The sequence below is a fragment of the Haloprofundus marisrubri genome (genome assembly GCF_001469955.1).
GTDB classification, from domain to species: Archaea; Halobacteriota; Halobacteria; order Halobacteriales; family Haloferacaceae; genus Haloprofundus; species Haloprofundus marisrubri.
The window spans coordinates 1-9,941 of the sequence record NZ_LOPU01000005.1 but is presented as its reverse complement, the minus strand read 5'-3'; the positions used below and the strand labels follow the sequence as shown (position 1 = coordinate 9,941).

Sequence of the window (9,941 nt, the reverse complement as noted above, 5' to 3'; positions counted from 1 at the left end):
GACGGTTCTGGTGACGACGACTAACTGGTATTCCCCATGCGTGGGAAGCCTCGCCGTTTACGGCGAGGAGGATGTCACCATCACGTGGGACCGTGATCAAGACGTACTCATCGTCGAGGCTGTTGGTCATCGTCGGAACATCTACGACCGGCACCTCCCACCCTGAGAGGAGTTCTCTCGGCAGTCGAAACCACTCTCCGGTGAACGCTCCACAGAGATTTTATGTGCCCCTGAAGGGTGCGGGGCACTCAAGAGGTGCCTCGTCAACCCATGACGAACGCATTTGCACACCTCGACACAACTCGGAGAGTCGTCAAACGAGCGCAATACGAGGCATTCGAGTTCAAACTCTGTGATGGCGGTATTCGCGTCAGAAACTGCAGTCACGCTGAACCAGCAAAACACGAGTACAACGTCACCGTCGACGACGGAATCCCGGTAGCTTGTGAGTGTCCAGCCGACGCAAAGTATTCCTCAGCCTGCAAACACCGTGTGGCAGTTGCGATTCGGCCACTACTCCTTGATGCCGTTGCGACGCAAGCGGTCGCCGACGGCGGAACCGTCGTGAGCGATGGCGACACTGCAGAGTCAGATGAGTGCGACTGTGCAGATCTGAGCGACGGGTTCCCCTGCTGGGAGTGTTATCGAACGGGGAAGCGAACGCTCCCGGAGTAGCACCGGCTCACAAAGCGAGCAGCTATCGGTCTATTTCTCCAAGTGGTGACAGAAAGTGCGCGCTGAACTTAGAGGATGTATGCAGCACAATAGTCACAAGCCGAGAAAGGGTGTGGGTGACAGACAGCTAGTGGGGATACATACTGTTTGAGTCGCTTAATCCGGTCAGTATATCCTGCCACACATTGCGAATACCGTCTTCTTGACTCACTGGTCAACTTCGGCAAACGCACGAATGGGCATTGCAGCAGTGTCTTTGGCTTTGATCGGCACAGCGAAGAATCGGAATGACTCACCAACGAGCAAATCGAGATTGCAGAGATTCTCGACGATGAAGATCTCCTCGTCAAGGAGTCGAGTGTGAGCCGGGCGGGTGGGATTCTGGTGGTCGTCGGCGTTCAACGTGTCCACCCCGACCAGAGAAACGTCTGCATCGATTAGTCTCTCAATGACGGCCTCAGAGATGTATGGGTAGGAGTGGTACTGCTCTGAGCCCCAGTGTTTGTCCCATCCAAAATTGAACAGGACGGCAGAACCTGCGAGGTCATCCTCTCGGGGAAGTGCGTCGGTGGTCAATTCCTCGTCACCACCAAGTCCTCGGGCATCGACGACTGTCCCAGGGAGTATCAGTTCGCCGATGTCAAGTTCACTGATGTCCCGCCCCTCCAGATGCCGATGGTACGGTGAATCGAGGTACGTCCCCATAGACGTCTGGAACCGCATTTCGGTGACTTCGAACGCGGCTTTGCCGTCGTACTTCTCCCGTGACTCCTCATGGGAAAAGAACGGAGACACTTCCGCAGTATACTCCGTGTGTGTCCCGTCATCGTTCTCGTGACGAAATCCGGGCATCCCGTCCTCGAACGTGTGACTTAGATCGACGAACTTCATACTGTCTACCTTATTCAACATCTGTTACTAATCCTGCGTGGTGTTTCATGTTTTATTGTCGCTACAGAGTCTCGGTCGCTGAAAGACATCGGGTGTTTCGACATGCGACTCATCATATTCATCAGCTGATCTCGGGTCCTATTCACTGGCCGTGAGGACGGCACCGCAACCGTCGCATTCATACATCCCTATCAGGCCCATCTGCCCAATATAAGCCAGTTGCGTATGTTCACATTTGTCATCGCCTCCGATTCGGCACGCCAGGTTCTGCTCGACTCCCATCAGTAGATCAACCCTGGATTGCCAAACCGATCATAGAGTGTGCTGATAAGCACACCCTCAACGCTAACGACAATGACCCAGAAGAACAGTTCCAGTCCCAGAAGTGGGAGTGGTTCACCGAACATATTGAACGGTGCATGAAACTCAAAATAGAGGGCCATCAACACCCAGAGGATTCCACCATATGCCAATCCACTCTTAATGGTGTTTTCCGGTAGCGAATCGCGAATGTACGCGAAAACTCCGCCATGGAGTGCACCGATGAATAACGAGATCGTCATGTATACCCCCGGATCTGTTTCCATCACTGGCAGCGGTTCCATCTGAGTCATGACGGCGATCAGTTTGTCGCTCTGCTGGTCCGAGTGGAATAAGATCTCCTCTCCCAGCTGGAAGAACAGGACCTGACTGACGAGATTTGCAACGAAGATACCAATACTTCCTGCAATGCCAGCCGTCACCCACCTGTTGTACCTCATTGACTGCTCCCCGCTTTGCTGTTCGTCTCAACGTCACGGTTCACACCACTGCCACTATCGCTTCGGATCTCCCATAGACGGTAAAACAGGATTGGACCGAGAATAAGATAGATGACGGACGTATAGAGCCCAGGGAAGTAGCCGAACTCTCCGGTCGCGAGGATTGGATACACGGGATGCAGAACGGCGTTTCCGATGACTCCCATAATCGTGAAAAACCAGACGATGAGCATCGGCCCTTTGATACCACGGTAGATGGCGACTGCACCGAGAGCGAACGCAGCATACGAGACCATATTGATCTGAACGAACGTCGTGAGCTCAAACGGAGCGGCGTTGAAAACCTCAACCGGCCAGCGGGTGTAGAACTCAGTCGTAAACTCCTCGGCGAAGTGCAAAAACTGGACACCAAAGGCCACCAGGTAGACTGGGAGCACACGACTTGGGTCGGGCATTTGCTGAAAACTCGTTAGTAGATAACAGACATATGCGAGAATAATTGCGGGGACGAACGTGACAATTAGTGACAGTCCCGGAGAGAGATACGCGAAGATCGCAACCAAAATCAGCGTCACCATCCCCGGGAGAATCGCGTCTCGAGTACGCAACGCCGTGGACCAGCTTTCAGACTCGTTGATTCGAACACCCATCTCAAATTCCTCCAGTCGTATGGTCATTCACAGAGCCAGAGAACACTGCTTTCAGCAGCCGTTCGATGTGCAACTGATGCCAACCGAGCCATTGTCTTATCATAGAGCAGACTATCATTAGACTGGAGTTTGCAAGCCGACGTTGCCTCACCTGGACAGGCTTGTTTATATACTGCAGGGGATAGGAGTATCATGATGAAGTCGATCACGCTGGAAATCACAGTCGATGGTGGGTTCCACCCTGCGAATCGGTTACTCGCAGCGGACCCCTCGATAATCCGTGAGTCACTTCACTACGTTACCATTCTCGAAGATGGGACGATTGTTCTGCTCTACTATCTTCGAGGCGACCTCAATCAAGTAAGAACGCACCTCACGAACCACGACGAGGTCATTTCCTGTGATGTGCCAGAGAGCGAGGAGGGACTTGTGTACATCCATGGTCGCCCAATCAACCCGATTCGTGAATTTTTCTCTCTTGCCCGGACGCACGGAATCGTGTTCGAGACACCTATAACACATACCGATAACGGACTCAAAATCACCATGAGCGGAGACGAACAAACGCTTCATCGTGTCATCTCAGAAATTCCGTCAGATATCGAGCTAACTCTTCTCAGAAAGGGAGAGCGCAAGCCAGGAGAGAGTGAGATTATATCGCTACTGACCGAGCGGCAGATGGAGGTACTCACGGTGGCAGTTGAGGAGGGATACTATGAAACACCGAGAGGAACGACCCACGAGAAGATTGCGGCTCAGATCGGTGTCGCAACTACAACCGTGAGCGAGCACCTCCGAAAAATCGAACACCGTGTGTTCTCTGCACTTGTCAGATGAGCTTGTTGTCGAAAATTCCACTGGCCAAGTCAGGCACTCAAGACTGTACAGTGGTCAAGGAATTAACTAGGTGCTCTGATGTCCATCCACACGTAAGAGGGTAACTCCCGGAGAAACAGCTACTCAGGCACTGGCAGCCCCGCCCGAAAACTGCGTTCGATACCGGCGCACAAGCAGAAAGATGAGTGGCGTCCCAATCACGGTCGGCCACAGCCAACTGACCACCGACGGCAGGAACGTGAAGTTGACCGACGAGAAGGCCGTCACTGTCGCAATGTAGCCGCCCGCCATCCGTGAGAGGTGGCCGTAGAACCACGCTCTAGGGTCGGACACTCCATGCCGAAACTGCTGGAGATCGTTGCCGCCGAACCCGAGAGCGATCCCCCCGAAGACGAGCATCACCGTCCCAAACCCTGCTCCAGACAGAAGCTGTGTTGTCCCGAGCGTACTCAGGCCGACACCGGCGCCGACGAGCAACACCGTCGCGGCCCAGTCGATAGCCGCAGGAGTGTCACTCGGCCGCTTGCGCGAAAGGACGCGATACCCGGAGAAGACGAAGTAGAAACTGAACACCGCGACGAGCGCGAGGAACTGCCGGGATGGGGTCGGGTCGAACACGAACAACGCGAGCGCCGAAGCCGAGACGAACGCCATCGACCCAACATAGACGCGACCGAGGCGTCGGTGGCGGTAGCCACCCTTCTTTGTCGCAAACGCGCCAGCACCGGCAAACAGCGCCGCAAACCCAGCGAGAATGTGGAGGCCAAGGGTGATGTCTTCAACAACCACAGTAGCTTCACCGCCTCATGACGAGCGCGTACCCGACCGTCGCCGGGAGCGCGTAGATGATGTGACCGAGGACACTCCAGAGCTTCTCAGGCATTGTGAGATCGGGGAACGCAGGCGTGAACGGGTACCCGACCACACCCAGCCAGAGCGGCATCAGCAACACCGAAAGCAGGGCCGTCGAGACGACGCCGACGACGATGGCGAGGGCGGCGGCCCCACGGAGCGTCTTCGCGTACTCGGTGAGCGGTTCCCATTGGACGGCGACGACGTACATCACTCCGAGTGCGGCGCCGTGGAACTGATGAATTGCCCATCCAACGAGCACGTCTGGACCGGCGAGGCCGTACATCATAGGTAAGGCGAGCGAAATCAAGGGCTCGGGGTTCCCGTACTGCATCATAAGGCCGAGCGGGACGCTCCCGATGAACCCGCCGACCGCCGCGGCAATCCATGCGAAAGCGGAAACTGCTCTGAGTCTGGTGGCCAGTGCCTGTGCGTGACCGCGTCCGAGGTTGGCCGTCGACTTCGTCGTACTTGTCATCACCTGATGATAGAGAAGGGAGGTCATAAATCTACTTAGTGAATACTCACTAAGTGCGGAAATGGCACACAACACCGCTGACGTGGTGGTTATGTACTCAACCAGCTCTCAGAGATGTCCTTCAGGTGCCCGAGTGTGTCAGCCACGGTAAGAAGCCCACCCCCTGTTGAGAACCAGTTTAACACCACCCTGTCGTCACGAACGATGTTGGCTTAGAGTGATTCCTCGATGTGTGGAATCTGTTGCTCGGAGACTTCTTCGAGGATACTCGATCCTGAACCCGGTTTCGAGTCCCACTCCCATTCTTCGTGCAGTCGGAGTCGACCATCGTCAAGCCGTTCGATGCGGTCGACGGAACGACCTGTCGCCGTGTCGCCACCTGTCGTCGCGTGTGTGTAGCGAAAATCGAGCGTGTCGCCGAGATGGTGTCCAACGAGATGCCCAAGCCTGACCGACCCACCGTGGTACCGTGCGTGAATCAGGTCGTCGGTCTGTTCGAACCAGAAGTACGTCTCTCCCCCGACGTCCCCATCGGCATCGTTCGAGACCGATCTGAACACACGGCCATCGACAGAGACTCCCGAGAACCCCTCATCTTCGTCCATGTATCCAGTCTCGTTCCCGACTCGACATAACTTGTCCGTGTGACTTAGAGCACTGGAGTGGAGTCGCGAGCGTGTGCGAGCGAATACGTTTAGAATCTCCGTTTAGAACGACACACCCCTGTTATACTAATAGCGAGTCGATATACGACTCGGCTTGGGTGTGGAGCGGGGGTCCGATGTCTTCCATCCCAAGTGCGAGATAGAATCCGGTTGAGCCACTCGCAGCGGCGAGGAGAAACGCCGCGACGCCCCGAGCGTCAACCTCGCGGAAGACATCCTGTTCGATGCCGTCTTCGACGATCTTTTCGAGGACTGCGAGGTTACTGGATTCGAGTTCGAGAAGCGGCGCTTGGAGCGTCTCATTGTGGGGGGCGTGGGCGAGTAGTTCCATCACGGCGATGTTGGTTCGTCGTCGCGGTTCGTCGTCGAACTTCACGAACAACCGGTCACAGGCTTCCCTGAGTCGGGGCTCAGGGTCAGCTGCTTCGAGGTCTTCGAGCTGGCGTTTCAGGAACCCAGTCGCACCTTCGAGGAAGGCGGCGACCATCGCGTCTTTGGAGTCGTAGTGGTAGTAGAGCCCGGCCTCGGTCTTCGAACTCTCCGCGGCGATCTTCGCCGTCGTGAGGCGGGCGTAGCCGTGTTTGGCGAGTGCTTTGCGTACTGCGTCTGCGATTTCCGCCTGTGTCTCAGTGGGGACTGCCTCTGTCACTAGCCTGCTTAGTGAACACTCACTCGTTTTAGCCTTGCGTTCGATCGCACAAGGCGACGATGCTCCGAAGCGAGGGAGGTGGCAGGTGAGAGCAGGAGTAGAGGATACGATTGACGACAGCCGGTGGTGAACGCTGGCACTGGCAGAAGACGACGGGGAAGGAGAACCGTTCCAGTCCGTGTTTTGAGGTCCCTGTCTGGTGTGGCCCCGAAGTTCTCTTGCGACACACTTGCGCTCTGTATTCACCACGACCACAGAAACCTATCACTGATTGAGGGGTAACCGAGAGCGACGAAACACAAGCGAACTGGAGTGCACCGGAGAGCGTTTTTCTGCCCCCGAAGGGTGCGGGGCGTCACACAGATCGCGTCCCGAGAACCACAATGCACCAACTCATCTACGCGCTCGTTGAAGCACCGAATAGAGACGATGCCCTCGCCAAAGGAACGCAGCGTTCGACCGTCTCGTCGGCGTCGGCCCCGACGCCGTCTTTGATTACTACGTCACGTTTGACGACGAGACAACGTCTGTCGCCGGAAAGGCCCGATGGAGTGAATTACCCGTAGTGGCCCCGGTCGACTCCGACGAAGGGGCAGAACTCCTGGAACGAGGATGGAACGCAACGACCGAAGAGTTCGAGCGGAATCTCGAACGAGTGCGGACCGCTGTCGAGGAGTTCAGCACTGAGGAACTCATGCGAGACAAGGAGCTTGCTCGCCATGCCTGCTACAACCTTGGAGCCTATCGAGGGCCGTCGCTCTTCCTGTACGATGAGTACGGCGCTGCGATTCGCCATCACGACCAGCTTGATCGTGTCCTCGACTCCGACGAGCAGGTGTGGATCGTTCCAGCGAATATCCACTACTGAGCCAAGAGTCGCCCGACAGAACAGGCACCATGGTCTTAACCAACAGAGCGCGGCCGCCGCCGCTTTTGTTGGTTAAAAAGATAACGAACCTGCTGATTCGGTGAGCGCCGAGTAATTTTTTCGCCCCCAGAGGGGTGCGGGGGACAGAAAACCCGCACAATAGACCAATGACTAACGACAACCCACCAGCGACGGAATCGAATCGAGAGGACACAACCCAGACCGAATACGTTGAGCGCAGTGACGTCCTCAGAACGCAAAGCGTTCTGATGGGCTAACGAGAGCTTCGCTCTCGTGAACGTCGGCGTCTCGTTGACGGTGAAGCTGAAGCGTGGAACGGCGACGCGAGACCAGGATGAACTGACGGCCAAGGTCAAGGTACGAACGCTTTCGGAGGCCCGCGAAGACATGGACACGCTGCGAGCGTATCTGCGCGACCTCGCCGAAGACGTTCGGCAGATTCAGCCCGACGACGAAGCAGAATAGAGCGCTCGGAGAGCTTGTTTTTCGCGCCTCCAGAATGGCTGGAGGCGAAACTCAATGAGCAACGAATCAACGGCAGCGACCGGCCTGACACCCGAGCAGCGGCTCGAAGCACCGACCACCCATCTCATCGATGCGGGCATTGCGACCATTCACGATATGGCGACGCTTCGAGCCTGTGTCGCCTACGAAAACGCGAATCAGCAACGTGTACAGATTCTCCGACGGCTCGAACAGCGTGCACAGGAGGAATGAATCGTATCGGTGAGAGACAAACGGATATCTCAGGCCTTCGCGCTATCATCAACTGGTTCTGTATCGGTGATCGCAACCGGGAGTTCGATATTGATGTCGTCGTACCACACCGTCGGCCTCTTCGAGCGACCAACCTGCTCGAACTCAACTAGTCCAAGTGTTTCGAGCTCCGAGAGGTTGTCGTGAACCTGTCGGACGTCACGGTCGACGAGTCGTGCAGCTTCACGAATACTCTGTGGCTCCTCACGAGCGATAGTCTGCAGGAGCTGGACGTTTTTCGCAGACAATAATCGCTGGAGGTCTTCCTCACGCTGGAGAACCACTTCGTAGAGTGGCTCTGGTTCGTCGCCCGCTTCAACGGCCGCGAGCTTTGCTTCGACCGCATCGAAAGCATTGTCAGGTGTGCCGACCCGAACGGTCAGCGTCCGGCGGTCGTTCGATCCATCATTGGTTGATTCAGTTTTGCTCATATTCATTCACCTCGCGTCGAAATCGCTGCAGGACCTCGACGTAGCTGCCGGGATACTCGTAGTCTTCGTCGATGTCCTCGCCAACGTGACGTTCGTGACCTTTCGTCTCCGGATGGGCATTGTCGTAACGGAGAACCGTGTCTCCCGCCTTATTACCGTAGTGCATGCTGTACTTGATTCCCTCAGGGTAGGCTTCTGACTCGGGAACGGACCACACCGAGATATGCGCGAAGCGATCCGATTCCGGATAGTCGATTGTTTGATCGATGATTCGTTTCGCGCCATTCCCGGTCATCTAATGTTGTTATGCACCACATCACCATAACTGTTGTTGCAGAGGACAGCAGTACCTCAATATCGACGAGAATCCCTCACTTGTCGACGCGAAACAACGCCGCGCAATGACACAGACGATTGGCCAGCAAGGTCGGTCGTGGTCGAAGCTGGCGAGTGAGGTCCTCGGCGACTACTACGACAGCGTCGGGGTGCGTGCTCCGAACTGGGAGGAAAAGGAAACCCAAGAGTGCCCACTGTGTGGTGAGGATGGCTTGACCTCCTCCCGCGCCTAAAGACGCGGGTATGCGCTCGCACTATGTATCACTTGATAAGCGATAGCTTTGGGCGAGAAAGCCTATAATTGGTCTCGCTCAACGCGGGTATATGTCTAGCTCAAACCCCGACTGGGATCTAGAACAACTGAAACGGGACATCCATGGCGAGCGAGTTGGTCGTAACAATACGTTCTGTTGTGACTTCTGTGAGGTTCAAATTTCACTTGAGGAGCCAGTGATGTATGACATTGTGAGCGTCTATGATTTGGCGAATATAGAGGCGCTCAGCAACCCCCCGAAGGGATGGATACTGGACGCTGCTCGATGTGAAAACTGCGAAGTTGATGCCGTTGAGCCGAAAACGGACGGCTGGAAAGAAGCAGTCGTACTGTTTTCAATTGCTGAATCGAACGGTATCCTCAGCGCAGACGCAAGCGAGCTTACACTCATCGACTATTCACCCGGTGACGAAGGCCACCACCCACCATCGATTCCACTCTCGGCTCTGACGACACCGGGAGGTGTATCCATGGCTCGATGGGGCTACCTCAAAACCCTCCTCGCGACTACAGCGGTAGAACACGAACAGTTCGACGTCTACCGCGATATGCTCACAGATATGGAAAAGGAGTCGACTGACTAAGAAATTGGAAGCTAAATTATAGTAAATTGCTATGGCCTATTTGAGATACTGACGATTCGATTTCCCCTTCTTGGCGACTAACCCACTTCAACACTAGCACCCAGAAAGTACTTAGACAATTGATAGTGAATCGAGACTATGTCCCCATCTCCCTCTCGTCCACTCCAACTCCTCGGGATTGCCGTCTTGCGGTAGCGAGGAAACCCCGCCGTT

General features: G+C 55.6%; 15 protein-coding genes and 2 pseudogenes. 8 read left to right on the top strand and 9 right to left on the bottom strand.

The features are described from left to right. Nucleotides 1-166: type II toxin-antitoxin system RelE family toxin (locus tag AUR64_RS21355; RefSeq protein ID WP_394326094.1), on the top strand; the 166-nt coding region annotated here is incomplete at its 5' end. Nucleotides 167-270: 104 nt separating this feature from the next. Further along, a complete protein-coding gene (locus AUR64_RS19900) occupies nucleotides 271-675 on the top strand; it encodes an SWIM zinc finger family protein (protein ID WP_082230550.1) in 405 nt (134 codons plus the stop codon). 207 nt (nucleotides 676-882) lie between these two features. On the opposite strand, the gene AUR64_RS01805 is transcribed toward AUR64_RS19900, so the two are convergent. From AUR64_RS01805 to AUR64_RS01795, 3 genes are all read right to left on the bottom strand, one after another. After that, complete coding sequence (locus AUR64_RS01805) at nucleotides 883-1,566, bottom strand: cyclase family protein (protein WP_058580252.1); 684 nt, start codon at nucleotides 1,564-1,566, stop codon at nucleotides 883-885. Between the two features lie 281 nt (nucleotides 1,567-1,847). After that, on the bottom strand, nucleotides 1,848-2,327 hold the full coding sequence (locus AUR64_RS01800; protein WP_058580249.1) for a hypothetical protein: 480 nt from the start codon (nucleotides 2,325-2,327) through the stop codon (nucleotides 1,848-1,850). Continuing rightward, entirely contained in the window at nucleotides 2,324-2,977 is a 654-nt protein-coding gene (locus AUR64_RS01795; protein WP_058580251.1) for a hypothetical protein, read from the bottom strand. Before AUR64_RS01795 ends, AUR64_RS01800 begins: the two co-directional genes overlap by 4 nt. A gap of 195 nt (nucleotides 2,978-3,172) precedes the next feature. On the opposite strand from AUR64_RS01795, the gene AUR64_RS01790 reads away from it, so the two are divergent. Continuing rightward, nucleotides 3,173-3,814, top strand: coding sequence for a helix-turn-helix domain-containing protein (locus tag AUR64_RS01790; protein WP_058580250.1), 642 nt, complete (start codon nucleotides 3,173-3,175; stop codon nucleotides 3,812-3,814). Nucleotides 3,815-3,937: 123 nt separating this feature from the next. Here AUR64_RS01790 and AUR64_RS01785 read toward each other — a convergent pair whose 3' ends face one another. The 4 genes from AUR64_RS01785 to AUR64_RS01770 form a co-directional block, all read right to left on the bottom strand. Further along, complete coding sequence (locus AUR64_RS01785) at nucleotides 3,938-4,603, bottom strand: DUF2306 domain-containing protein (RefSeq protein WP_058580248.1); 666 nt, start codon at nucleotides 4,601-4,603, stop codon at nucleotides 3,938-3,940. Between the two features lie 7 nt (nucleotides 4,604-4,610). Continuing rightward, nucleotides 4,611-5,144 (bottom strand): hypothetical protein, encoded by a 534-nt coding sequence (locus AUR64_RS01780; RefSeq protein ID WP_058580247.1) that lies wholly within the window; start codon nucleotides 5,142-5,144, stop codon nucleotides 4,611-4,613. 212 nt (nucleotides 5,145-5,356) lie between these two features. Further along, nucleotides 5,357-5,749, bottom strand: coding sequence for a hypothetical protein (locus AUR64_RS01775; RefSeq protein ID WP_058580246.1), 393 nt, complete (start codon nucleotides 5,747-5,749; stop codon nucleotides 5,357-5,359). 121 nt (nucleotides 5,750-5,870) lie between these two features. After that, nucleotides 5,871-6,458 carry a TetR/AcrR family transcriptional regulator gene (locus AUR64_RS01770; RefSeq protein ID WP_058580245.1) on the bottom strand — a complete coding sequence of 196 codons (588 nt, stop codon included), beginning with the start codon at nucleotides 6,456-6,458 and terminating at the stop codon, nucleotides 5,871-5,873. Between the two features lie 383 nt (nucleotides 6,459-6,841). On the opposite strand from AUR64_RS01770, the pseudogene AUR64_RS19895 reads away from it, so the two are divergent. From AUR64_RS19895 to AUR64_RS01755, 3 genes and pseudogenes are all read left to right on the top strand, one after another. Next, nucleotides 6,842-7,326, top strand: a pseudogene (locus AUR64_RS19895) (hypothetical protein). A 167-nt stretch (nucleotides 7,327-7,493) separates the two neighbouring features. After that, nucleotides 7,494-7,812, top strand: a pseudogene (locus AUR64_RS01760) (DUF7389 domain-containing protein). A 54-nt stretch (nucleotides 7,813-7,866) separates the two neighbouring features. After that, on the top strand, nucleotides 7,867-8,064 hold the full coding sequence (locus tag AUR64_RS01755) for a hypothetical protein (RefSeq protein WP_058580243.1): 198 nt from the start codon (nucleotides 7,867-7,869) through the stop codon (nucleotides 8,062-8,064). 29 nt (nucleotides 8,065-8,093) lie between these two features. Here AUR64_RS01755 and AUR64_RS01750 read toward each other — a convergent pair whose 3' ends face one another. Together AUR64_RS01750 and AUR64_RS01745 are read right to left on the bottom strand one after the other, a co-directional pair. Continuing rightward, nucleotides 8,094-8,534, bottom strand: a complete 441-nt coding sequence (locus AUR64_RS01750) for an HVO_A0114 family putative DNA-binding protein (RefSeq protein ID WP_058580242.1) — start codon at nucleotides 8,532-8,534, stop codon at nucleotides 8,094-8,096. Continuing rightward, nucleotides 8,521-8,829 (bottom strand): toxin-antitoxin system TumE family protein, encoded by a 309-nt coding sequence (locus tag AUR64_RS01745; protein ID WP_058580241.1) that lies wholly within the window; start codon nucleotides 8,827-8,829, stop codon nucleotides 8,521-8,523. Before AUR64_RS01745 ends, AUR64_RS01750 begins: the two co-directional genes overlap by 14 nt. A gap of 106 nt (nucleotides 8,830-8,935) precedes the next feature. Between AUR64_RS01745 and AUR64_RS20375 the strand changes: the two genes are divergently transcribed. Then, entirely contained in the window at nucleotides 8,936-9,103 is a 168-nt protein-coding gene (locus AUR64_RS20375; protein WP_155120470.1) for a hypothetical protein, read from the top strand. Between the two features lie 91 nt (nucleotides 9,104-9,194). Then, complete coding sequence (locus AUR64_RS01740; RefSeq protein ID WP_058580240.1) at nucleotides 9,195-9,728, top strand: hypothetical protein; 534 nt, start codon at nucleotides 9,195-9,197, stop codon at nucleotides 9,726-9,728. The last annotated feature ends 213 nt before the right edge of the window (nucleotides 9,729-9,941 follow it).

What these genes read in the sequence shown, in the direction of transcription:
- AUR64_RS01800 (WP_058580249.1), bottom strand. Translation starts at nt 2,327, where the DNA reads ATGAGGTACAACAGGTGGGTGACGGCTGGCATTGCAGGAAGTATTGGT.
- AUR64_RS19900 (WP_082230550.1), top strand. Translation starts at nt 271, where the DNA reads ATGACGAACGCATTTGCACACCTCGACACAACTCGGAGAGTCGTCAAA.
- AUR64_RS01790 (WP_058580250.1), top strand. Translation starts at nt 3,173, where the DNA reads ATGAAGTCGATCACGCTGGAAATCACAGTCGATGGTGGGTTCCACCCT.
- AUR64_RS20375 (WP_155120470.1), top strand. Translation starts at nt 8,936, where the DNA reads ATGACACAGACGATTGGCCAGCAAGGTCGGTCGTGGTCGAAGCTGGCG.
- AUR64_RS01795 (WP_058580251.1), bottom strand. Translation starts at nt 2,977, where the DNA reads ATGGGTGTTCGAATCAACGAGTCTGAAAGCTGGTCCACGGCGTTGCGT.
- AUR64_RS01780 (WP_058580247.1), bottom strand. Translation starts at nt 5,144, where the DNA reads ATGACAAGTACGACGAAGTCGACGGCCAACCTCGGACGCGGTCACGCA.
- AUR64_RS01740 (WP_058580240.1), top strand. Translation starts at nt 9,195, where the DNA reads ATGTCTAGCTCAAACCCCGACTGGGATCTAGAACAACTGAAACGGGAC.
- AUR64_RS01745 (WP_058580241.1), bottom strand. Translation starts at nt 8,829, where the DNA reads ATGACCGGGAATGGCGCGAAACGAATCATCGATCAAACAATCGACTAT.
- AUR64_RS01775 (WP_058580246.1), bottom strand. Translation starts at nt 5,749, where the DNA reads ATGGACGAAGATGAGGGGTTCTCGGGAGTCTCTGTCGATGGCCGTGTG.
- AUR64_RS01750 (WP_058580242.1), bottom strand. Translation starts at nt 8,534, where the DNA reads ATGAGCAAAACTGAATCAACCAATGATGGATCGAACGACCGCCGGACG.
- AUR64_RS01805 (WP_058580252.1), bottom strand. Translation starts at nt 1,566, where the DNA reads ATGAAGTTCGTCGATCTAAGTCACACGTTCGAGGACGGGATGCCCGGA.
- AUR64_RS01755 (WP_058580243.1), top strand. Translation starts at nt 7,867, where the DNA reads ATGAGCAACGAATCAACGGCAGCGACCGGCCTGACACCCGAGCAGCGG.